Origin of the sequence: Pseudomonas putida, assembly GCF_001636055.1 — a bacterium.
Classification (GTDB): domain Bacteria; phylum Pseudomonadota; class Gammaproteobacteria; order Pseudomonadales; family Pseudomonadaceae; genus Aquipseudomonas; species Aquipseudomonas machongensis.
Window position 1 is genome coordinate 1,032,670 of sequence record NZ_CP011789.1, and the last position, 21,429, is coordinate 1,054,098.

22 protein-coding genes and 1 tRNA gene are annotated in these 21,429 nt (G+C 58.1%); all 23 read left to right on the forward strand.

Features of this window, described 5'->3' with window-relative positions:
* Window positions 1-8: 8 nt before the first annotated feature.
* The 23 genes from AB688_RS04585 (at window position 9) to rpmC (ending at window position 21,428) form a co-directional block, all read left to right on the forward strand.
* A tRNA-Trp gene (locus AB688_RS04585) sits at window positions 9-84 on the forward strand.
* A gap of 44 nt (window positions 85-128) precedes the next feature.
* On the forward strand, window positions 129-497 hold the full coding sequence (gene secE / locus AB688_RS04590; RefSeq protein WP_063542475.1) for a preprotein translocase subunit SecE: 369 nt from the start codon (window positions 129-131) through the stop codon (window positions 495-497).
* 9 nt (window positions 498-506) lie between these two features.
* Window positions 507-1,040 carry a transcription termination/antitermination protein NusG gene (gene nusG, locus AB688_RS04595; protein WP_003255501.1) on the forward strand — a complete coding sequence of 178 codons (534 nt, stop codon included), beginning with the start codon at window positions 507-509 and terminating at the stop codon, window positions 1,038-1,040.
* A gap of 119 nt (window positions 1,041-1,159) precedes the next feature.
* The gene (gene rplK / locus AB688_RS04600; protein ID WP_003255500.1) at window positions 1,160-1,591 is read left to right on the forward strand and encodes a 50S ribosomal protein L11; all 432 of its coding nucleotides are present in this window, start codon (window positions 1,160-1,162) and stop codon (window positions 1,589-1,591) included.
* Complete coding sequence (gene rplA / locus AB688_RS04605; RefSeq protein WP_054893557.1) at window positions 1,591-2,286, forward strand: 50S ribosomal protein L1; 696 nt, start codon at window positions 1,591-1,593, stop codon at window positions 2,284-2,286. The genes rplK and rplA overlap by 1 nt, the downstream gene beginning before the upstream one ends.
* 203 nt (window positions 2,287-2,489) lie before the next feature.
* Window positions 2,490-2,990 carry a 50S ribosomal protein L10 gene (gene rplJ, locus AB688_RS04610; protein ID WP_029614620.1) on the forward strand — a complete coding sequence of 167 codons (501 nt, stop codon included), beginning with the start codon at window positions 2,490-2,492 and terminating at the stop codon, window positions 2,988-2,990.
* 80 nt (window positions 2,991-3,070) lie between these two features.
* Window positions 3,071-3,439: a 50S ribosomal protein L7/L12 gene (rplL, locus tag AB688_RS04615; protein WP_054893558.1), complete on the forward strand. Its 369-nt coding sequence runs from the start codon at window positions 3,071-3,073 to the stop codon at window positions 3,437-3,439.
* A 220-nt stretch (window positions 3,440-3,659) separates the two neighbouring features.
* Entirely contained in the window at window positions 3,660-7,733 is a 4,074-nt protein-coding gene (gene rpoB / locus AB688_RS04620; protein WP_054926048.1) for a DNA-directed RNA polymerase subunit beta, read from the forward strand.
* 64 nt (window positions 7,734-7,797) lie between these two features.
* Window positions 7,798-11,997 carry a DNA-directed RNA polymerase subunit beta' gene (rpoC, locus tag AB688_RS04625; RefSeq protein WP_054893560.1) on the forward strand — a complete coding sequence of 1,400 codons (4,200 nt, stop codon included), beginning with the start codon at window positions 7,798-7,800 and terminating at the stop codon, window positions 11,995-11,997.
* A 210-nt stretch (window positions 11,998-12,207) separates the two neighbouring features.
* On the forward strand, window positions 12,208-12,579 hold the full coding sequence (gene rpsL / locus AB688_RS04630; RefSeq protein WP_003255492.1) for a 30S ribosomal protein S12: 372 nt from the start codon (window positions 12,208-12,210) through the stop codon (window positions 12,577-12,579).
* 106 nt (window positions 12,580-12,685) lie between these two features.
* On the forward strand, window positions 12,686-13,156 hold the full coding sequence (gene rpsG / locus AB688_RS04635) for a 30S ribosomal protein S7 (protein WP_003246741.1): 471 nt from the start codon (window positions 12,686-12,688) through the stop codon (window positions 13,154-13,156).
* A gap of 30 nt (window positions 13,157-13,186) precedes the next feature.
* Window positions 13,187-15,334, forward strand: coding sequence for an elongation factor G (gene fusA / locus AB688_RS04640; protein WP_054893561.1), 2,148 nt, complete (start codon window positions 13,187-13,189; stop codon window positions 15,332-15,334).
* Between the two features lie 27 nt (window positions 15,335-15,361).
* Window positions 15,362-16,555: an elongation factor Tu gene (gene tuf, locus AB688_RS04645; RefSeq protein WP_013970626.1), complete on the forward strand. Its 1,194-nt coding sequence runs from the start codon at window positions 15,362-15,364 to the stop codon at window positions 16,553-16,555.
* A 141-nt stretch (window positions 16,556-16,696) separates the two neighbouring features.
* The gene (rpsJ, locus tag AB688_RS04650; RefSeq protein WP_003186070.1) at window positions 16,697-17,008 is read left to right on the forward strand and encodes a 30S ribosomal protein S10; all 312 of its coding nucleotides are present in this window, start codon (window positions 16,697-16,699) and stop codon (window positions 17,006-17,008) included.
* A gap of 81 nt (window positions 17,009-17,089) precedes the next feature.
* Window positions 17,090-17,725 (forward strand): 50S ribosomal protein L3, encoded by a 636-nt coding sequence (gene rplC, locus AB688_RS04655; protein WP_054893562.1) that lies wholly within the window; start codon window positions 17,090-17,092, stop codon window positions 17,723-17,725.
* Window positions 17,726-17,737: 12 nt separating this feature from the next.
* Window positions 17,738-18,340: a 50S ribosomal protein L4 gene (gene rplD / locus AB688_RS04660; RefSeq protein ID WP_009397517.1), complete on the forward strand. Its 603-nt coding sequence runs from the start codon at window positions 17,738-17,740 to the stop codon at window positions 18,338-18,340.
* Window positions 18,337-18,636 carry a 50S ribosomal protein L23 gene (rplW, locus tag AB688_RS04665; RefSeq protein ID WP_003255484.1) on the forward strand — a complete coding sequence of 100 codons (300 nt, stop codon included), beginning with the start codon at window positions 18,337-18,339 and terminating at the stop codon, window positions 18,634-18,636. Before rplD ends, rplW begins: the two co-directional genes overlap by 4 nt.
* A gap of 14 nt (window positions 18,637-18,650) precedes the next feature.
* A complete protein-coding gene (rplB, locus tag AB688_RS04670) occupies window positions 18,651-19,475 on the forward strand; it encodes a 50S ribosomal protein L2 (protein ID WP_029614573.1) in 825 nt (274 codons plus the stop codon).
* A gap of 16 nt (window positions 19,476-19,491) precedes the next feature.
* Complete coding sequence (gene rpsS, locus AB688_RS04675) at window positions 19,492-19,767, forward strand: 30S ribosomal protein S19 (protein ID WP_010486981.1); 276 nt, start codon at window positions 19,492-19,494, stop codon at window positions 19,765-19,767.
* Window positions 19,768-19,778: 11 nt separating this feature from the next.
* Entirely contained in the window at window positions 19,779-20,111 is a 333-nt protein-coding gene (gene rplV, locus AB688_RS04680) for a 50S ribosomal protein L22 (protein ID WP_003103908.1), read from the forward strand.
* 13 nt (window positions 20,112-20,124) lie between these two features.
* Window positions 20,125-20,811: a 30S ribosomal protein S3 gene (gene rpsC / locus AB688_RS04685; RefSeq protein ID WP_003255481.1), complete on the forward strand. Its 687-nt coding sequence runs from the start codon at window positions 20,125-20,127 to the stop codon at window positions 20,809-20,811.
* Window positions 20,812-20,823: 12 nt separating this feature from the next.
* Window positions 20,824-21,237 carry a 50S ribosomal protein L16 gene (rplP, locus tag AB688_RS04690; RefSeq protein WP_009397508.1) on the forward strand — a complete coding sequence of 138 codons (414 nt, stop codon included), beginning with the start codon at window positions 20,824-20,826 and terminating at the stop codon, window positions 21,235-21,237.
* A complete protein-coding gene (rpmC, locus tag AB688_RS04695) occupies window positions 21,237-21,428 on the forward strand; it encodes a 50S ribosomal protein L29 (protein WP_002555481.1) in 192 nt (63 codons plus the stop codon). The genes rplP and rpmC overlap by 1 nt, the downstream gene beginning before the upstream one ends.
* The last annotated feature ends 1 nt before the right edge of the window (window position 21,429 follow it).

Genomic DNA, 21,429 nt, shown 5'->3' on the forward strand with positions numbered 1-21,429 from the left:
AGCGTTACAGGTCAGTAGCTCAATTGGCAGAGCGACGGTCTCCAAAACCGTAGGTTGGGGGTTCGATTCCCTCCTGACCTGCCATTCACCTCGGTGTGATTGGCTTTCTTCTTACAGGATCCTCCCCGATGACTCCCAAAACTGAAGCCCAAGAATCGCGTTTTGATCTGTTCAAGTGGCTGGCTGTAGTTGCATTGGTTGTCGTAGGTGTCGTGGGTAATCAGTATTACTCCGCCGCTCCTATCCTGTATCGCGTTCTCGCGCTGCTCGCCCTGGCAGCTGTCGCAGGCTTCGTTGCTCTGCAGACTGCGAAGGGTAAGTCGTTCTTTACGCTGGCGAAGGAAGCTCGTACCGAGATCCGTAAAGTCGTGTGGCCAACCCGCCAGGAGACTACCCAGACTACGTTGATCGTGGTGGCTGTGGTCCTCGTGATGGCGCTGCTGTTGTGGGGTCTGGATTCCCTGCTCGGCTGGTTGGTTTCCTTGATTGTTGGCTAAGGGTGTCTCGTGGCTAAGCGTTGGTATGTTGTGCATGCTTACTCGGGTTACGAGAAGCATGTCATGCGCTCCCTCATCGAGCGCGTAAAGCTGGCAGGCATGGAAGACGGGTTTGGCGAGATTCTCGTTCCGACCGAAGAAGTCGTCGAAATGCGCAACGGCCAGAAGCGCAAGAGTGAGCGTAAATTCTTCCCGGGCTATGTCCTGGTGCAGATGGAAATGAACGAAGGGACTTGGCACTTGGTCAAGGATACCCCTCGCGTCATGGGTTTCATTGGTGGTACCGCGGACAAGCCCGCGCCGATCACCGATAAAGAGGCAGAAGCTATTCTGCGTCGCGTTGCCGACGGCAGTGACAAGCCGAAGCCGAAGACGCTGTTCGAGCCGGGTGAAGTGGTTCGCGTCATTGACGGTCCATTCGCCGACTTCAACGGTAGCGTCGAAGAGGTTAACTACGAGAAGAGCCGTCTGCAGGTCGCAGTGCTCATTTTCGGTCGCTCTACTCCGGTAGAGCTTGAGTTCAGTCAGGTCGAGAAGGTCTAACTGAGCGACGCATCCCATACCCCGCAGCCCTATGTGCTGCGGGGTTTTGTCGTCACTGGGATAAAACGCAAGTCATCCGGGGAGCCACCAGGCGTTCGAACCCGATTTTGGAGTAGCTCATGGCTAAGAAGATTCAGGCTTACATCAAGCTGCAAGTAAAGGCCGGCCAGGCCAACCCAAGCCCACCCGTTGGTCCAGCACTGGGTCAACACGGTGTGAACATCATGGAATTCTGCAAGGCCTTCAACGCCCGTACTCAGGGTCAAGAAGCCGGCCTGCCGACTCCTGTGATCATCACTGTTTACAGTGACCGTAGCTTCACCTTCGAAACCAAGAGCACCCCTGCCTCGGTTCTGCTGAAGAAAGCTGCTGGCCTGACCAGTGGTTCGGCCCGTCCGAACACCGTCAAGGTCGGTACCGTCACCCGCGCTCAGCTGGAAGATATCGCCAAGGCAAAACAGGCTGATCTGACCGCCGCTGACCTGGATGCAGCTGTACGCACCATCGCTGGCTCTGCCCGCAGCATGGGCCTGAACGTGGAGGGTGTGTAATGGCTAAGCTGACCAAGCGTCAAAAGGCAATCGCCGAGAAAATCGAAGCAGGCAAGGCCTATAACTTCGAAGAGGCCGCTACCCTGCTGGCTTCGCTGCCGGCTGCCAAATTCGTCGAGTCGTACGACATCGCCGTAAACCTCGGTGTTGACCCGCGTAAATCCGACCAGGTCGTTCGTAGCGCTACTGTGCTGCCGCACGGCACTGGCAAGACCGTACGCGTTGCTGTCTTCACCCAGGGGCCCGCTGCCGAGGCCGCTCTGGCTGCCGGCGCTGACCGCGTAGGTATGGACGATCTGGCTGCCGAAATGAAAGGCGGCGACCTGAACTATGACGTCGTCATCGCATCCCCGGATGCCATGCGCGTTGTCGGTCAGCTGGGTCAGGTTCTGGGTCCTCGTGGCCTGATGCCTAACCCGAAAGTCGGTACCGTGACCCCAGACGTAGCCACTGCCGTGAAAAACGCCAAGGCTGGTCAGGTTCGCTACCGTACCGACAAGAACGGTATCATCCATACCTCCGTTGGCAAGATCGGCTTCGAAGCCGACAAGCTGAAGGAAAACGTTGAAGCCCTGATCGCTGATCTGAAGCGTATCAAGCCGGCTTCCTCGAAAGGTATCTACGTCAAGCGCGTTACCCTGAGCACCACCATGGGCCCAGGTCTGATCATCGATCAGAGCTCGCTGAACGTGTAATGCAAAGTCGGCGCGGTCTCTCGAGCGCGCCGACTGCAACAAGATTGGGGTCCCTGCCTGGCGGGGGCTATCCAAGACCGTAGGCGACGCAAGTCTTAAAACACAAGCCTACGCAGATGGTGCTCCCGATTCGCTCGCGAGTCAGACACCAAAACGACATCCGGCCTCGGCCAGATGAAACGGTAGAAACCAGGAGTAAACCCGTGGCAATTAAACTCGAAGACAAGAAGGCCATCGTCGCTGAAGTCAACGAGGCTGCCAAAGTCGCTCTGTCCGCTGTCGTGGCCGATGCCCGTGGTGTGACTGTAGGCGCAATGACCGGACTCCGTAAAGAGGCTCGTGAAGCTGGCGTATACGTGCGTGTCGTACGTAACACCCTGCTCAAGCGCGCTGTTGCTGACACTGAATTCAGTGTCCTCAACGACGCCTTCACCGGCCCTACCCTGATTGCGTTCTCCAACGAACACCCGGGCGCTGCTGCCCGTCTGTTCAAGGAATTCGCCAAGGGTCAGGACAAGTTCGAGATCAAGGCAGCTGCGTTCGACGGCAAGTTCCTTGCCGCTAACCAGATCGACGTGCTGGCAACCCTGCCAACTCGCGACGAGGCTATCGCACAGCTGATGAGCGTAATCCAAGGTGCAACCAGCAAGCTGGCTCGTACCCTGGCAGCTCTGCGCGACCAGAAAGAAGCCGCTGCTGCCTAAGGCGGCGTAGCTTCTCTCGAAATCAAACGTTTAATTTGATGGCCGTGTAAGGCTGTCCCCCAATACAGGAATTCATAGTCATGTCTCTGACTAACGAGCAAATCATCGAAGCAATCGGCCAGAAAACCGTTCTGGAAATTGTTGAACTGATCAAAGCAATGGAAGAAACCTTCGGCGTTACCGCTGCTGCCGCTGTTGCCGCTGGCCCAGCTGCTGCCGCCGCCGTTGTTGAAGAGCAGACCGAGTTCAACGTTGTCCTGGTTGAAGCCGGCGACAAGAAAGTGAACGTCATCAAAGCCGTTCGCGAACTGACCGGTCTGGGCCTGAAAGAAGCCAAAGAGAAAGTCGATGGCGCTCCTCAGGTTGTAGCTGAAGGCGTTTCGAAAGAAGCCGCTGAAGACGCTAAGAAGAAGCTGGAAGAAGCTGGCGCTAAAGTCGAGCTGAAGTAATTTCGACTTTGCGACTGCAGCCTGAGCGTCAAGCGTAGGGCTGATGGCTGGTGGCCTGTGCCACCGGCCTTTTTCCGTTATTGGTGGCCGATCATGTCGGCCCCGATAATGAGCTGCAAGACACCCATGTGGGTGGCGCAAACCAAGGGGTTTGCACGATTTTCTGGCTGCTCCCGCCGGGAGAAGCCAAACAAGCAGGTGACCAAGCTGGGGAACGCTGATGGCTTACTCATACACTGAGAAAAAACGTATCCGCAAGGACTTTAGCAAGTTGCCGGACGTCATGGATGTGCCGTATCTCCTGGCCATCCAGCTGGATTCGTATCGCGAATTCCTGCAGGCGGGAGCATCCAAGGATCAGTTTCGCGACGTCGGTCTGCATGCGGCCTTCAAATCGGTATTCCCGATCATCAGCTACTCCGGCAATGCTGCCCTGGAGTACGTAGGCTATCGCCTGGGCGAGCCTGCCTTCGATGTGAAGGAATGTGTCCTGCGTGGCGTGACCTTCGCGGTCCCACTGCGGGTCAAGGTGCGCCTGATCATCTTCGACAAGGAATCGTCGAACAAAGCGATCAAGGACATCAAAGAGCAAGAAGTCTACATGGGTGAAATTCCCCTGATGACTGAGAACGGTACCTTCGTTATCAACGGTACCGAGCGTGTGATCGTTTCCCAGCTGCACCGTTCGCCTGGTGTGTTCTTCGACCACGACCGTGGCAAGACTCACAGCTCCGGCAAGCTGCTGTACTCCGCTCGCATCATTCCTTACCGCGGCTCCTGGCTCGACTTCGAGTTCGATCCGAAGGACTGCGTGTTCGTCCGTATCGACCGTCGCCGCAAGCTGCCGGCCTCCGTACTGCTGCGCGCCCTGGGCTACAGCACCGAAGAGATCCTGGACACCTTCTATACCACCAACGTGTTCCACGTTTCCGGTGAGAAGCTGAGCCTGGAGCTGGTTGCCCAGCGTCTGCGCGGTGAAGTTGCGGTAATGGACATCACCGACGAGACCGGCAAGGTCATCGTCGAGCAAGGCCGCCGTATCACTGCGCGCCACATCAACCAGATCGAGAAAGCTGGCGTCAAGCAGCTGGACGTTCCGCTCGAGTACATGATTGGCCGTACCACTGCCAAGGCCATCGTGCACCCGGCAACTGGTGAAATCCTGGCCGAGTGCAACACCGAGCTGACCACCGATCTGCTGGTCAAGATCGCCAAGGCCCAGGTCGTCCGCATCGAGACCCTGTACACCAACGACATCGATTGCGGTCCGTTCATCGCCGACACGCTGAAGATCGATACCACCAGCAACCAGCTGGAAGCGTTGGTCGAAATCTATCGCATGATGCGTCCAGGCGAGCCACCAACCAAGGACGCCGCCGAGACCCTGTTCAACAACCTGTTCTTCAGCGCCGAGCGTTACGACCTGTCCGCCGTAGGCCGCATGAAGTTCAACCGTCGTATCGGTCGCACCGAGATCGAAGGTTCGGGCGTGCTGAGCAAGGAAGACATCGTCGATGTACTGAAGACCCTGGTCGACATCCGTAACGGCAAGGGCATCGTCGACGACATCGACCACCTGGGTAACCGTCGCGTGCGTTGTGTCGGCGAGATGGCCGAGAACCAGTTCCGCGTTGGCCTGGTGCGCGTCGAGCGTGCGGTCAAAGAGCGTCTGTCGATGGCCGAAAGCGAAGGCCTGATGCCGCAGGACCTGATCAACGCCAAGCCGGTTGCGGCGGCGGTGAAGGAGTTCTTCGGTTCCAGCCAGCTCTCGCAGTTCATGGACCAGAACAACCCGCTCTCCGAGATCACCCACAAGCGTCGTGTCTCCGCACTCGGCCCTGGCGGTCTGACCCGTGAGCGTGCCGGCTTCGAAGTCCGTGACGTACACCCGACCCACTACGGCCGCGTGTGCCCGATCGAAACGCCGGAAGGTCCGAACATCGGTCTGATCAACTCCCTGGCGGCCTACGCCCGCACCAACCAGTACGGCTTCCTGGAAAGCCCGTACCGTGTGGTGAAAGAGGGTGTGGTCACCGACGACATCGTGTTCCTGTCGGCGATCGAAGAAGCTGATCACGTCATCGCCCAGGCTTCGGCTGCGATGAACGAGCAGAAGCACCTGATCGACGAGCTGGTAGCGGTCCGTCACCTGAACGAATTCACCGTCAAGGCGCCGGAAGACGTCACCCTGATGGACGTTTCGCCGAAGCAGGTTGTTTCCGTTGCTGCCTCGCTGATTCCGTTCCTCGAGCACGACGACGCCAACCGTGCGTTGATGGGTTCGAACATGCAGCGTCAGGCTGTACCGACCCTGCGTGCCGACAAGCCGCTGGTAGGTACCGGCATGGAGCGCAACGTCGCCCGTGACTCCGGCGTCTGCGTCGTGGCTCGCCGTGGTGGTGTGATCGACTCGGTCGACGCCAGCCGTATCGTCGTGCGTGTAGCTGACGACGAAGTCGAGACCGGTGAAGCAGGTGTGGATATCTACAACCTGACCAAGTACACCCGTTCGAACCAGAACACCTGCATCAACCAGCGCCCGCTGGTGAGCAAGGGTGATGTGGTTGCGCGTGGCGACATCATGGCTGACGGTCCGTCCACCGATATGGGTGAACTGGCACTGGGCCAGAACATGCGCATCGCGTTCATGGCGTGGAACGGCTTCAACTTCGAAGACTCCATCTGCCTGTCCGAGCGTGTGGTTCAGGAAGACCGCTTCACCACGATCCACATCCAGGAACTGACCTGTGTGGCTCGTGACACCAAGCTTGGCCCAGAGGAAATCACCGCGGACATCCCGAACGTGGGTGAGGCTGCGCTGAACAAGCTGGACGAAGCCGGTATCGTCTACGTCGGTGCCGAAGTCGGCGCCGGTGACATCCTGGTCGGCAAGGTCACTCCGAAAGGCGAGACCCAGCTGACGCCGGAAGAGAAACTGCTGCGTGCGATCTTCGGTGAGAAGGCCAGCGACGTCAAAGACACTTCCCTGCGCGTGCCGACCGGCACCAAGGGCACCGTCATCGACGTACAGGTCTTCACCCGTGATGGCGTCGAGCGCGACAGCCGCGCCCTGGCCATCGAGAAGATGCAGCTGGACGAGATCCGCAAGGACCTCAACGAAGAGTTCCGCATCGTCGAAGGCGCGACCTTCGAGCGTCTGCGTTCGGCTCTGAACGGCCAGGTGGTCGACGGTGGTGCGGGCCTGAAGAAAGGCACCGTGATCACTGACGACGTACTGAACGGTCTGGAGCACGGCCAGTGGTTCAAACTGCGGATGGCCGAAGATGCACTGAACGAGCAGCTGGAAAAGGCTCAGCAGTACATCGTAGATCGTCGCCGTCTGCTGGACGACAAGTTCGAAGACAAGAAGCGCAAGCTGCAGCAGGGCGATGACCTGGCTCCAGGCGTACTGAAGATCGTCAAGGTCTACCTGGCAATCCGCCGTCGCATCCAGCCGGGTGACAAGATGGCCGGTCGTCACGGTAACAAGGGTGTCGTCTCGGTGATCATGCCGGTAGAAGACATGCCGCACGACGCCAACGGTACTCCGGTCGACGTCGTACTGAACCCGCTGGGCGTACCTTCGCGTATGAACGTCGGTCAGATTCTCGAAACCCACCTGGGCCTGGCGGCCAAAGGTCTGGGCGAGAAGATCGACCGCATGATCGAAGAACAGCGCAAGGCAGCCGAGCTGCGTACCTTCCTGACCGAGATCTATAACGAGATCGGTGGTCGTCAGGAAAACCTCGACGAGTTCTCCGACGCAGAGATCTTCGCCCTGGCCAACAACCTCAAGAAAGGTGTGCCGATGGCGACGCCTGTCTTCGACGGTGCCAAGGAGCGTGAGATCAAGGCCATGCTGAAGCTGGCCGACCTGCCAGAGAGCGGCCAGATGGTGCTGTTCGACGGCCGTACCGGCAACAAGTTCGAGCGTCCTGTGACCGTTGGCTACATGTACATGCTCAAGCTGAACCACTTGGTGGACGACAAGATGCACGCGCGTTCCACTGGTTCCTACAGCCTGGTTACCCAGCAGCCGTTGGGTGGTAAGGCGCAGTTCGGTGGTCAGCGTTTCGGGGAGATGGAAGTGTGGGCGCTGGAAGCATACGGCGCGGCATACACCCTGCAAGAAATGCTCACAGTGAAGTCGGACGACGTGAACGGCCGTACCAAGATGTACAAGAACATCGTGGATGGCGATCACCGTATGGAGCCGGGCATGCCCGAGTCCTTCAACGTGTTGATCAAAGAGATCCGTTCGCTCGGTATCGATATCGATCTGGAAACCGAATAACACGTGACGCGAAGGGGAGCGGGGCTGGTATAGCCCGCTTCCTGCTCCGCCAGGAGGAAAGGCCTTGAAAGACCTACTGAATTTGCTGAAAAACCAGGGTCAAGTCGAAGAGTTCGACGCCATCCGCATCGGTCTGGCGTCGCCTGAAATGATCCGTTCGTGGTCGTTCGGTGAAGTTAAGAAGCCGGAAACCATCAACTACCGTACGTTCAAACCTGAGCGTGACGGCCTGTTCTGCGCCAAGATCTTTGGCCCAGTCAAGGACTACGAGTGCCTGTGCGGCAAGTACAAGCGCCTCAAGCACCGCGGTGTGATCTGCGAGAAGTGCGGCGTTGAAGTTGCCCTGGCCAAGGTTCGTCGTGAGCGCATGGCGCACATCGAACTGGCCTCGCCGGTCGCCCACATCTGGTTCCTGAAGTCGCTGCCGTCCCGTATCGGCCTGCTGATGGACATGACCCTGCGTGACATCGAGCGCGTGCTCTACTTCGAGAGCTACGTGGTGATCGATCCAGGCATGACCACCCTCGAGAAGGGTCAGCTGCTGAACGACGAGCAGTACTTCGAAGCGCTGGAAGAGTTCGGTGACGACTTCGACGCCCGCATGGGTGCCGAGGCTGTCCGCGAGCTGCTGCACGCGATCGACCTGGAGCACGAGATTGGCCGTCTGCGTGAAGAAATTCCGCAAACCAACTCGGAAACCAAGATCAAGAAGCTGTCCAAGCGCCTGAAGCTGATGGAAGCTTTCCAGGGCTCGGGCAACCTGCCTGAGTGGATGGTCCTGACCGTCCTGCCAGTGCTGCCGCCGGACCTGCGTCCGCTGGTTCCGCTGGATGGTGGCCGCTTTGCGACCTCCGACCTGAACGACCTGTATCGTCGGGTGATCAACCGTAACAACCGTCTGAAGCGCCTGCTCGATCTGTCGGCGCCGGACATCATCGTGCGCAACGAAAAGCGCATGCTGCAGGAAGCAGTCGATGCCCTGCTCGACAACGGTCGTCGCGGTCGCGCCATCACTGGCTCGAACAAGCGTCCGCTGAAGTCGCTGGCCGACATGATCAAAGGTAAGCAAGGTCGCTTCCGTCAGAACTTGCTCGGTAAGCGCGTGGACTACTCCGGTCGTTCGGTAATTACCGTAGGTCCGACCCTGCGTCTGCATCAGTGCGGTCTGCCGAAGAAGATGGCCCTCGAGCTGTTCAAGCCGTTCATTTTCGGCAAGCTGGAAATGCGTGGTCTGGCGACCACCATCAAGGCGGCCAAGAAGATGGTCGAGCGCGAGTTGCCAGAGGTCTGGGACGTTCTCGCCGAAGTCATCCGCGAACACCCCGTCCTGCTGAACCGTGCACCGACGCTGCACCGTCTGGGTATCCAGGCGTTCGAGCCGGTGCTGATCGAAGGCAAGGCGATCCAGCTGCACCCGCTGGTCTGTGCTGCGTACAACGCCGACTTCGACGGTGACCAGATGGCCGTTCACGTGCCGCTGACCCTGGAAGCCCAGCTCGAAGCGCGCGCGCTGATGATGTCGACCAACAACATCCTGTCGCCAGCCAACGGTGAGCCGATCATCGTTCCTTCGCAGGACGTCGTACTGGGTCTGTACTACATGACCCGCGAAGCCATCAACGCCAAGGGCGAAGGTCGCGTGTTCGCCGACCTGCAGGAAGTCGACCGCGTATTCCGCGCCGGCGAGGCTGCCCTGCACGCGAAAATCAAGGTCCGTATCAACGAGACCGTGAAAGACCGTGATGGCAGCGTCACCAAGAACACCCGTATCGTCGACACCACCGTTGGCCGTGCGCTGCTGTTCCAGGTCGTTCCGGCAGGTCTGCCGTACGACGTGGTCAACCAGCCCATGAAGAAGAAGGCGATCTCCAAGCTGATCAACCAGTGCTACCGCGTGGTTGGTCTGAAAGAGACCGTGATCTTCGCTGACCAGCTGATGTACACCGGTTTCGCTTACTCGACCATTTCCGGCGTCTCGATCGGTGTTAACGACTTCGTTATCCCGGACGAAAAAGCCCGCATTATCGGTACTGCCACCGATGAAGTGAAGGAAATCGAGAGCCAGTACGCCTCCGGCCTGGTTACCCAGGGCGAGAAGTACAACAAGGTCATCGACTTGTGGTCGAAGGCGAACGACGAAGTGTCCAAGGCGATGATGGCCAACCTCTCGAAAGAGAAGGTCATCGACCGTGAGGGCAAGGAAGTCGAGCAAGAGTCCTTCAACTCGATGTACATGATGGCTGACTCGGGTGCGCGGGGTTCCGCTGCACAGATTCGTCAGCTGGCTGGTATGCGTGGTCTGATGGCCAAGCCGGACGGCTCGATCATCGAGACGCCGATCACTGCGAACTTCCGTGAAGGTCTGAGCGTACTGCAGTACTTCATCTCGACCCACGGTGCTCGTAAAGGTCTGGCGGATACCGCACTGAAGACTGCGAACTCCGGTTACCTGACTCGCCGTCTGGTAGACGTGGCGCAGGATCTGGTCGTGACCGAGATCGACTGCGGCACCGACCAGGGCCTGTTGATGACGCCGCACATCGAAGGTGGCGACGTTGTAGAGCCGCTGGGTGAGCGTGTTCTGGGTCGTGTCATCGCCCGCGACGTGTTCAAGCCTGGTACCGAGGACGTCATCGTTCCTGCTGGCACCCTGGTCGACGAGAAGTGGGTCGAGTTCATCGAGCTGAACAGCATCGACGAAGTGATCGTGCGTTCGCCGATCAGCTGCGAAACCCGCTACGGCATCTGCGCCAAGTGCTACGGTCGTGACCTGGCTCGTGGTCACCAGGTGAACATCGGTGAAGCTGTCGGCGTCATCGCTGCACAGTCGATCGGTGAGCCGGGTACCCAGCTGACCATGCGTACCTTCCACATCGGTGGTGCTGCAAGCCGTACCTCGGCTGCCGACAGCGTCCAGGTGAAGAACGGCGGTATGGTACGTCTGCACAACCTGAAGCAGGTCGAGCGTGCCGATGGCAACCTGGTCGCGGTATCGCGTTCCGGCGAGCTGGCCATTGCCGACGAGTTCGGTCGTGAGCGTGAGCGCTACAAGCTGCCTTACGGTGCCGTGATCTCGGTCAAGGAAGGTGAGAAGGTCGAAGCTGGCGCCATCGTCGCCAAGTGGGACCCGCACACCCACCCGATCGTTACCGAGCTGAAAGGTACCGTGACCTTCGTGGGCATGGAAGAAAACATCACGATCAAGCGCCAGACCGACGAACTGACCGGCCTGACCAACATTGAAGTCCTGGACGTCAAGGATCGCCCTGCTGCTGGCAAGGAAATCCGTCCGGCCATCAAGATGGTCGACGCCAACGGCAAGGATCTGTACCTGCCGGGTACCGACGTACCGGCTCAGTACTTCCTGCCAGCCAACGCCCTCGTCGGTGTGGCTGACGGTGCCCAGATCGGCGTCGGTGACGTTATCGCGCGTATCCCGCAAGAAACGTCGAAGACCCGTGACATCACCGGTGGTCTGCCGCGCGTTGCCGACCTGTTCGAAGCGCGTCGTCCGAAGGAAGCGTCGATCCTGGCTGAAGTCAGCGGTACCATCGCGTTCGGTAAAGAGACCAAGGGCAAGCGTCGCCTGGTCATCACGCCGACCGACGGCAGCGATCCGTACGAAGAGCTGATTCCGAAGTGGCGCCACCTGAACGTCTTCGAAGGCGAACAGGTAAACCGCGGCGAAGTCATCTCCGACGGTCCAAGTGATCCGCACGACATCCTGCGTCTGCTGGGTGTCAGCGCGCTGGCGAAATACATCGTCAACGAGATCCAGGACGTTTACCGTCTGCAGGGCGTGAAGATCAACGACAAGCACATCGAGACCATCCTGCGCCAGATGCTGCGCAAGGTCGAGATCAGCGAGTCGGGCGATTCCAGCTTCATCAAGGGCGACCAGATGGAGCTGACCCAGGTACTGGTAGAGAACGAGCGTCTGGCTGGCGAAGACAAGTTCATCTCCAAGTTCACCCGTGTCCTGCTGGGTATCACCAAGGCGTCGTTGTCGACCGAGTCGTTCATCTCCGCGGCTTCCTTCCAGGAAACCACCCGCGTACTGACCGAAGCGGCGGTAACCGGCAAGCGCGACTACCTGCGCGGCCTGAAAGAGAACGTGGTCGTGGGTCGTCTGATCCCGGCCGGTACCGGTCTGGCGTACCACAGCGAGCGCAAGCGTCGCCGTGATGCCGACAAGCCGCTGCGTGTGAGCGCCAGTGAGGTGGAAGCCGCACTGACCGAAGCGCTGAACTCCAGCGGTAACTAAGAAGAGGCGGGGCCCCGGCCCCTTCCTCCCGAGTCTCGGTGACATGATTTGTTGCCGATGATCGGGCAGGAAGGGTCGGGGCCTTGTCTTGACTGGGTGCAAGATCCTCTTTAGACTTTTGTACCCTTAAATTTGGTGAGGCTCCGTCTCGCCAATTTTTGGCTTTCTTGCAAGACAATAGAGTCGCAAGACAATCAGTGGAGCTAGTAGATGGCAACTATCAACCAGCTGGTACGTCAGCCGCGCAAGCGTTCGGTCGAGAAGTCCGACGTTCCTGCGCTGCAGAACTGCCCGCAGCGTCGTGGCGTGTGCACCCGTGTGTACACCACCACGCCGAAAAAACCTAACTCGGCACTGCGTAAAGTATGCCGTGTGCGTCTGACCAACGGTTTCGAGGTTTCCTCGTACATCGGCGGTGAAGGCCACAACCTGCAAGAGCACAGCGTCGTCCTGATCCGTGGCGGCCGTGTAAAAGACTTGCCAGGTGTTCGTTACCACACCGTTCGCGGCTCTCTGGATACTTCGGGCGTCAAAGGCCGTAACCAGGGCCGTTCGAAGTACGGTACCAAGCGTCCGAAGTAATCGGTCGTTTGCAGACATCCATTTATTTGAGTCGATAAGAGTAAGGTCGGGCAGGGGTCGAAGACCCGCGTCCCGGGCTAACCTGAAGACCGTTTGAGGGCTTATCATGCCAAGACGTCGTGTAGCAGCAAAACGTGAGATCCTTGACGATCCGAAATACGGATCTCAGATCCTCGCCAAGTTCATGAACCACGTGATGGAAAGCGGCAAGAAGGCCGTAGCCGAGCGCATCGTTTACGGTGCCCTGGATACTGTCAAAGCACGCAAGAACAGCGACCCCCTGGAAATCTTCGAGAAAGCTCTCGACGCCATCGCTCCGCTGGTCGAAGTAAAGTCCCGTCGTGTCGGCGGTGCCACTTACCAGGTTCCGGTTGAAGTTCGTCCATCCCGTCGTAACGCTCTGGCAATGCGCTGGCTCGTAGACTACGCCCGCAAGCGCGGCGAGAAGTCGATGGCCCTGCGCCTGGCCGGCGAGCTGCTGGATGCTGCCGAAGGCAAGGGTGCTGCAGTCAAGAAGCGTGAAGACGTGCACCGTATGGCCGAAGCCAACAAAGCGTTCTCGCACTACCGCTTCTAATTCAAGCATCAATCATTTTGCGAGGGCTTTATGGCTCGTACTACAGCAATTAACCGCTACCGTAACATTGGTATCTGTGCCCACGTTGACGCGGGCAAGACCACCACTACCGAGCGGATCCTGTTCTACACAGGTCTGAGCCACAAGATGGGCGAGGTGCATGATGGCGCCGCGACCACCGACTGGATGGTGCAGGAGCAGGAGCGCGGTATCACCATTACCTCCGCTGCCGTTACCACCTTCTGGAAAGGCTCCCGTGGTCAGTACGACAACTACCGCGTAAACGTCATCGATACCCCCGGCCACGTTGACTTCACCATTGAAGTAGAGCGTTCGCTGCGTGTACTCGACGGCGCGGTCGTCGTGTTCTGCGGTACTTCCGGCGTTGAGCCTCAGTCCGAAACCGTATGGCGTCAGGCCAACAAGTACGGCGTTCCACGTGTTGTCTACGTGAACAAGATGGACCGTGCCGGTGCCAACTTCCTGCGCGTTGTCGGTCAGATCAAGAACCGCCTGGGTCACACCCCGGTTCCGGTCCAGCTGGCCATCGGTGCTGAAGATGACTTCCAGGGTCAGGTTGACCTGATCAAGATGAAGGCCATCTACTGGAACGATGACGACAAGGGCACCACCTATCGCGAGGAAGAGATTCCTGCCGAGCTGGTGGACCTGGCCAACGAATGGCGCAGCAACATGGTCGAGGCTGCTGCCGAGGCCAACGAAGAGCTGATGAACAAGTACCTCGAAGAAGGTGACCTGTCCGTCGAAGACATCAAGGCTGGTCTGCGCGCCCGTACCCTGGCGAGCGAGATCGTTCCTGCTGTCTGCGGTTCCTCGTTCAAGAACAAGGGCGTTCCCCTGGTTCTCGACGCCGTCATTGACTTCCTGCCTGCGCCAACCGAGATCCCTGCGATCAAGGGTATCCACCCTGATCTGATCGACGTGCCGAAGGATGAAGTCACTCCGGAGCAGTACGACGAGCGTCCTGCTGACGACAACGAGCCGTTCTCGGCCCTGGCGTTCAAGATTGCCACCGACCCGTTCGTGGGTACTCTGACCTTCGTCCGCGTCTACTCGGGCTTCCTGACCTCCGGTGACTCCGTCATCAACTCGGTCAAAGGCAAGAAAGAGCGCGTTGGTCGTATGGTGCAGATGCACGCCAACCAGCGTGAAGAGATCAAAGAAGTACGCGCTGGCGACATCGCTGCTCTGATCGGCATGAAGGACGTCACCACCGGTGACACCCTGTGCAACGCCGACAAGCCGATCATCCTCGAGCGTATGGACTTCCCTGAGCCGGTAATTTCGCTCTCCGTAGAGCCGAAAACCAAGGCTGACCAGGAGAAGATGGGTATCGCTCTGGGCAAGCTGGCCCAGGAAGACCCGTCGTTCCGCGTCAAGACCGACGAAGAAACCGGCCAGACCATCATCTCCGGTATGGGTGAGCTGCACCTGGACATCCTCGTTGACCGCATGAAGCGCGAGTTCAACGTCGAGTGCAACGTCGGCAAGCCGCAGGTTTCGTACCGCGAGAAGATCACCAAGTCCAACGTCGAGATCGAAGGCAAGTTCGTTCGTCAGTCGGGTGGTCGTGGTCAGTTCGGTCACTGCTGGATCCGTTTCTCGGAGCCGGACGTGGACGAGAAAGGCAACATCACCGAAGGTCTGGTGTTCACCAACGAAGTCGTTGGTGGTGTGATTCCTAAGGAATTCATCGCCCCGATCCAGAAGGGTATCGAAGAGCAGATGAAAAACGGCGTTGTTGCCGGCTATCCGCTGCTCGGCCTGAAGGCTACGGTATTCGACGGTTCGTACCACGACGTCGACTCCAACGAAATGGCGTTCAAAATCGCCGCTTCGATGGCGACCAAGCAGCTGGCCCAGAAGGGCGGTGGCGTGGTGCTTGAGCCGATCATGAAGGTCGAAGTTGTAACCCCGGAAGACTACCTGGGTGACGTGATGGGTGACCTGAGCCGTCGTCGCGGGATGATCCAGGGTAATGAAGACTCGGTGTCCGGCAAGGTAATCACTGCTGAGGTACCGCTCGGAGAGATGTTCGGTTACGCGACCGACGTTCGTTCCATGTCTCAGGGTCGCGCAAGCTACTCCATGGAATTCTCCAAATACGCCGAAGCTCCGTCGAACATCGTCGAAGCACTCGTTAAAAAACAAGGCTAATCCCCTTTAGGCAAGAGGTTCACTGTCGTGGCTAAAGAAAAATTTGATCGTTCCCTTCCCCACGTTAACGTCGGCACTATCGGCCACGTTGACCACGGTAAGACCACTCTGACCGCAGCTCTGACTCGCGTCTGCTCCGAAGTTTTCGGTTCGGCAGTCGTTGAGTTCGACAAGATCGACTCGGCTCCGGAAGAAAAAGCGCGCGGTATCACCATCAACACCGCTCACGTCGAGTACAACTCGAACATTCGTCACTACGCTCACGTTGACTGCCCAGGTCACGCTGACTACGTGAAGAACATGATCACCGGTGCTGCCCAGATGGACGGCGCGATCCTGGTTTGCTCGGCTGCCGATGGTCCGATGCCACAAACCCGTGAGCACATCCTGCTGTCCCGTCAGGTAGGCGTTCCGTACATCGTGGTCTTCCTGAACAAGGCTGACCTGGTAGACGACGCTGAGCTGCTGGAACTGGTCGAGATGGAAGTTCGCGACCTGCTGTCCACCTACGACTTCCCAGGCGACGACACTCCGATCATCATCGGTTCGGCTCGTATGGCGCTGGAAGGCAAAGACGACAACGAAATGGGCACTACCGCTGTCAAGAAGCTGGTAGAAACTCTGGATGCCTACATCCCTGAGCCAGTTCGTGCCGTCGACCAGCCGTTCCTGATGCCGATCGAAGACGTATTCTCGATCTCGGGTCGTGGTACCGTTGTTACCGGCCGTATCGAGCGTGGCATCGTCCGCGTTCAGGATCCGCTGGAAATCGTTGGTCTGCGTGACACCACCACCACCACCTGCACCGGTGTTGAGATGTTCCGCAAGCTGCTGGACGAAGGTCGTGCTGGCGAGAACTGCGGCGTTCTGCTGCGTGGTACCAAGCGTGACGACGTTGAGCGTGGCCAGGTTCTGGTCAAGCCAGGTTCGGTCAAGCCGCACACCAAGTTCACCGCAGAAGTCTACGTTCTGTCGAAGGAAGAAGGCGGTCGTCACACTCCGTTCTTCAAAGGCTACCGTCCTCAGTTCTACTTCCGTACCACTGACGTGACCGGTAACTGCGAACTGCCGGAAGGCGTTGAAATGGTAATGCCAGGTGACAACATTCAGATGACTGTCACCCTGATCAAGACCATCGCAATGGAAGACGGTCTGCGCTTCGCCATCCGTGAAGGCGGTCGTACCGTCGGCGCCGGCGTCGTAGCCAAAATCATCGAGTAATCACTCGACCGATTGAAAAAACCCCCGCTTAGCGGGGGTTTTTTTTATTGGGTTGACACTAAATAGGGGCGTCTATAGAATCACGCCTCCTTTTAGCGGGCGTAGTGCGTCCGTTGGGAACAGCCTGGAGTCTGAAATCCAATGCAAAATCAGCAAATCCGTATCAGGTTGAAGGCTTTCGACCATCGCCTGATCGACCAATCCACCCAGGAAATCGTGGAAACCGCGAAACGTACTGGTGCACAAGTGCGTGGTCCAATTCCACTGCCTACCCGCAAAGAGCGTTTCACCGTTCTGGTCTCCCCGCACGTCAACAAAGACGCGCGTGACCAGTACGAGATTCGCACTCATAAGCGCGTTCTGGACATCGTCCAGCCAACGGATAAAACCGTTGATGCGCTGATGAAGCTTGATCTCGCGGCAGGTGTGGAAGTGCAGATCAGCCTCGGCTAAGACTTCGGTCTGAGTCGTGTAACGCTCTGAAATGGGCGGCCATAGCGGGTGAAAGCCCCGTACACTCATGAGGTTTACAACATGACTATTGGTGTAGTCGGTCGCAAGTGCGGTATGACCCGCATTTTCACCGAAGAAGGTGTCTCCATTCCGGTCACGGTCATCGAGATCGAGCCGAATCGTGTCACCCAGTTCAAAACTGAAGAAACCGATGGCTACCGTGCAGTGCAAGTCACTGTCGGCGAGCGTCGTGCTTCGCGCGTGACTGCCGCTCAGGCAGGTCACTTCGCCAAGGCTAACGTTGCCGCTGGTCGCGGTGTCTGGGAGTTCCGTCTTGAAGAAGGCGATTTCCAGGCTGGCGATCTGATCAAAGCTGAACTCTTCACTGCAGGCCAGCTGGTAGACGTAACCGGTCAGTCCAAAGGTAAAGGCTTCGCCGGTACCATCAAGCGTTGGAACTTCCGTGGTCAGGACAACACCCACGGTAACTCCGTATCGCACCGTGTCCCTGGCTCCATCGGCCAGTGCCAGACTCCTGGTCGTGTATTCAAGGGCAAGAAGATGTCCGGTCACATGGGCGCTGAGCGCGTGACTGTACAGTCCCTGGAAGTAGTACGCGTAGACGCTGAACGCAACCTGCTGCTGATCAAGGGTGCCGTTCCAGGCGCTACTGGCGGCGACGTGGTTGTGCGTCCGGCTGTCAAGGCTCGCGGTTAAGGGGAAACTGACATGCAACTCAATGTAAATGACGCTCAGGCGATCGAAGTTTCCGAACTGACTTTCGGTGGCGAATTCAACGAGACGCTGGTACACCAAGCAGTCGTGGCCTACATGGCCGGCGGCCGTCAGGGCACCAAGCAGCAGAAGACCCGCTCTGACGTAGCCGGTGGCGGTAAGCGCCCATGGCGTCAGAAGGGTACTGGCCGTGCTCGTGCCGGTACCACTCGCGGTCCGATCTGGCGTGGCGGTGGTGTCACCTTCGCAGCTCGCCCTCAGGATCACTCGCAGAAGCTCAACAAGAAGATGTACCGCGCTGCACTGCGCTCCATCCTCTCCGAGCTGGTGCGTAGCGATCGTCTGGTCGTGGTTCAGGACTTCGCTGTCGAAGCGCCGAAAACCAAAGACCTGCTGAACAAGCTGAACGGCATGGGCCTGAACGACGTACTGATCGTTTCGGACGCAGTTGATCAGAATCTGTACCTGGCTGCTCGTAACCTGCCGCACGTCGACGTACGTGACGTCCAGGGTTCCGACCCGGTCAGCCTGATCGCCTACGAGAAAGTGTTGATCACTGTCTCCGCCGTGAAGAAATTCGAGGAGCTGCTGGGATGAACCAGGAACGCGTATTCAAAGTCCTCCTTGGCCCGCACGTTTCCGAGAAGGCTACCGTTCTGGCTGAGAAAAAAGGCCAGTTCGTATTCAAGGTTGCTACCGATGCAACCAAGCTGGAAATCAAGAAAGCTGTCGAAGGCCTGTTCAACGTAAAAGTTGAAAACGTGTCGACTGTCAACGTCCTGGGTAAAACCAAGCGTACCGCACGTGGTCTGGGCAAGCGTAATGACTGGAAGAAGGCGATCGTCTCCCTTCAGCCAGGCCAAGATCTCGATTTCAGCAGCAGTGCTGAGTAAGGAAGGGGTGCATCATGGCAATCGTTAAATGCAAACCGACTTCCCCTGGCCGCCGTTTCGTGGTCAAGGTGGTCAACAAGGAGCTGCACAAAGGCGCTCCTCACGCACCGCTGCTCGAGAAGAAATCGAAGTCTGGTGGTCGTAACAACAATGGCCGCATTACCACTCGTCACGTTGGTGGTGGTCACAAGCAGCATTACCGTCTGGTCGACTTCCGTCGCAACGACAAAGATGGCATTCCAGCCACTGTCGAGCGCGTGGAATACGATCCAAACCGTACTGCTCACATCGCCCTGCTGTGCTACGCAGACGGCGAGCGTCGCTACATCATCGCCCCTAAAGGCGTGAGCGCTGGCGACCAGCTGATCGCAGGTGCCCTGGCCCCAATCAAGGCCGGTAACTCCCTGCAACTGCGCAACATCCCGGTAGGTAGCACCATTCACGGCATCGAACTGAAGCCGGGTAAAGGTGCACAGATCGCTCGTTCCGCTGGTGCTTCGGCTCAGCTGATCGCTCGTGAAGGTGCCTACGTGACTCTGCGTCTGCGCTCCGGTGAGATGCGCAAAGTACTGGCTGAATGCCGTGCGACCCTGGGTGAAGTCTCGAACTCCGAGCACAGCCTGCGTTCGCTGGGTAAAGCTGGTGCCAAACGCTGGCGCGGCGTTCGCCCAACCGTTCGTGGTGTTGCCATGAACCCGGTTGACCACCCACATGGTGGTGGTGAAGGTCGTACCTCCGGTGGTCGTCATCCGGTATCGCCATGGGGCTTCCCAACCAAGGGTGCGAAAACCCGTGGTAATAAGCGTACCGACAACATGATCGTCCGTCGTCGCAAGTAACTAGAGGGATACGACAGTGCCACGTTCTCTGAAAAAAGGTCCTTTTATCGATCTTCACCTGCTGAAGAAGATCGAAGTGGCGGTGGAGAAGAACGATCGCAAGCCAGTGAAAACCTGGTCGCGCCGTTCGATGATCCTGCCACAAATGGTCGGTCTGACCATCGCGGTACACAACGGTCGCCAACACGTCCCAGTTCTCGTGAACGAAGACATGGTCGGCCACAAACTGGGCGAGTTCGCCGGTACCCGCACCTATCGCGGGCACGTGGCTGACAAGAAAGCCAAGCGTTAAGGGGTAAGGAAATGGAAGTAGCCGCTAAGTTGTCGGGCGCTCGAATCTCCGCCCAGAAAGCCCGCTTGGTCGCCGACCAGATCCGCGGGAAGAAGGTGGGCGAAGCGCTCAACCTGTTGGCCTTCAGCAGCAAAAAAGCCGCTGAAATCATGAAGAAAGTCCTCGAGTCGGCCGTTGCCAACGCCGAACACAACGAAGGCGCAGACGTTGATGACCTGAAGGTCAGCACCGTTTTCGTCAACGAAGGGCGTTCGCTGAAGCGCATCATGCCGCGTGCCAAAGGCCGCGCTGATCGCATCGTCAAGCGGTCTTGCCATATCACTGTCAAGGTTGCGGACAAGTAACGGAGTCGATCAGATGGGTCAGAAAGTACATCCCACTGGCATTCGCCTGGGAATCGTCAAGGAGCACACCTCCGTCTGGTACGCAGACGGTGCTACTTACGCAGATTACCTGTTGAAGGATCTGAAAACGCGTGAGTACCTCCAAGACAAACTAAAAAGCGCGTCCGTAAGCCGTATCGATATTCATCGTCCGGCTCAAACTGCACGCATCACCATTCACACCGCTCGTCCCGGTATCGTTATCGGCAAGAAGGGTGAGGATGTAGAGAAGCTGCGTCAGGACCTGACCAAGCAGATGGGTGTGCCTGTGCACATCAACATCGAAGAGATCCGCAAGCCGGAACTCGACGCCATGCTGGTTGCGCAAAGCGTTGCCCAGCAGCTGGAGCGCCGCGTTATGTTCCGTCGCGCCATGAAGCGCGCCGTACAAAACGCCATGCGTATTGGTGCCAAAGGCATCAAGATCCAGGTGAGCGGTCGTCTCGGCGGTGCCGAGATCGCCCGTACTGAGTGGTATCGCGAAGGTCGTGTGCCTCTGCACACCCTGCGTGCCGATATCGACTACAACACCTACGAAGCTCACACCACCTATGGTGTGATCGGTGTGAAGGTTTGGATCTTCAAAGGCGAAGTAATTGGTGGTCGCCAGGAAGAGCTGAAGCCGCAAGCACCAGCGCCTCGTAAAAAAGCTGCTAAGTAAGGGGTACGCCAAATGTTGCAACCAAAGCGTACAAAATTCCGCAAGCAGATGACCGGCCACAACCGTGGTCTGGCACTGCGCGGTAGCAAGGTCAGCTTCGGCGAGTTCGCTCTGAAAGCTGTCGCTCGCGGTCGTCTCACCGCCCGCCAGATCGAGTCGGCGCGTCGTGCGCTGACCCGTCACGTAAAACGTGGCGGCAAGATCTGGATCCGTGTATTCCCGGACAAGCCGGTTACCAAGAAGCCTCTCGAGGTTCGTATGGGTAAAGGTAAGGGTTCCGTGGAGTACTGGGTTGCCCAGATCCAGCCAGGCAAAGTCCTGTACGAGATCGAGGGTGTTTCTGAAGAGCTGGCGCGCGAAGCTTTCGCCCTGGCTGCTGCAAAGCTGCCTCTCGCCACCTCCTTTGTTAAGCGGACGGTGATGTGATGAAAGCGAATGAACTTCGTGAAAAATCGGCACAGCAACTGAATGAGCAACTGCTCGGCTTGCTGCGCGACCAGTTCAATCTGCGTATGCAGAAAGCAACTGGCCAGTTGGGGCAGTCGCACCTGCTCTCGCAAGTTAAGCGTGACATCGCTCGCGTGAAAACTGTGCTCAACCAGCAGGCAGGTAAGTGAT

Coding starts and splice junctions, on each gene's coding strand:
- rpoB (WP_054926048.1), top strand. CDS start 3,660: ATGGCTTACTCATACACTGAGAAAAAACGTATCCGCAAGGACTTTAGC.
- rpsC (WP_003255481.1), top strand. CDS start 20,125: ATGGGTCAGAAAGTACATCCCACTGGCATTCGCCTGGGAATCGTCAAG.
- rplC (WP_054893562.1), top strand. CDS start 17,090: ATGACTATTGGTGTAGTCGGTCGCAAGTGCGGTATGACCCGCATTTTC.
- rplW (WP_003255484.1), top strand. CDS start 18,337: ATGAACCAGGAACGCGTATTCAAAGTCCTCCTTGGCCCGCACGTTTCC.
- rplA (WP_054893557.1), top strand. CDS start 1,591: ATGGCTAAGCTGACCAAGCGTCAAAAGGCAATCGCCGAGAAAATCGAA.
- rpsL (WP_003255492.1), top strand. CDS start 12,208: ATGGCAACTATCAACCAGCTGGTACGTCAGCCGCGCAAGCGTTCGGTC.
- rpsG (WP_003246741.1), top strand. CDS start 12,686: ATGCCAAGACGTCGTGTAGCAGCAAAACGTGAGATCCTTGACGATCCG.
- fusA (WP_054893561.1), top strand. CDS start 13,187: ATGGCTCGTACTACAGCAATTAACCGCTACCGTAACATTGGTATCTGT.
- rpsJ (WP_003186070.1), top strand. CDS start 16,697: ATGCAAAATCAGCAAATCCGTATCAGGTTGAAGGCTTTCGACCATCGC.
- rplV (WP_003103908.1), top strand. CDS start 19,779: ATGGAAGTAGCCGCTAAGTTGTCGGGCGCTCGAATCTCCGCCCAGAAA.
- secE (WP_063542475.1), top strand. CDS start 129: ATGACTCCCAAAACTGAAGCCCAAGAATCGCGTTTTGATCTGTTCAAG.
- rplD (WP_009397517.1), top strand. CDS start 17,738: ATGCAACTCAATGTAAATGACGCTCAGGCGATCGAAGTTTCCGAACTG.
- rplB (WP_029614573.1), top strand. CDS start 18,651: ATGGCAATCGTTAAATGCAAACCGACTTCCCCTGGCCGCCGTTTCGTG.
- rplL (WP_054893558.1), top strand. CDS start 3,071: ATGTCTCTGACTAACGAGCAAATCATCGAAGCAATCGGCCAGAAAACC.
- rplP (WP_009397508.1), top strand. CDS start 20,824: ATGTTGCAACCAAAGCGTACAAAATTCCGCAAGCAGATGACCGGCCAC.
- rpmC (WP_002555481.1), top strand. CDS start 21,237: ATGAAAGCGAATGAACTTCGTGAAAAATCGGCACAGCAACTGAATGAG.
- rplK (WP_003255500.1), top strand. CDS start 1,160: ATGGCTAAGAAGATTCAGGCTTACATCAAGCTGCAAGTAAAGGCCGGC.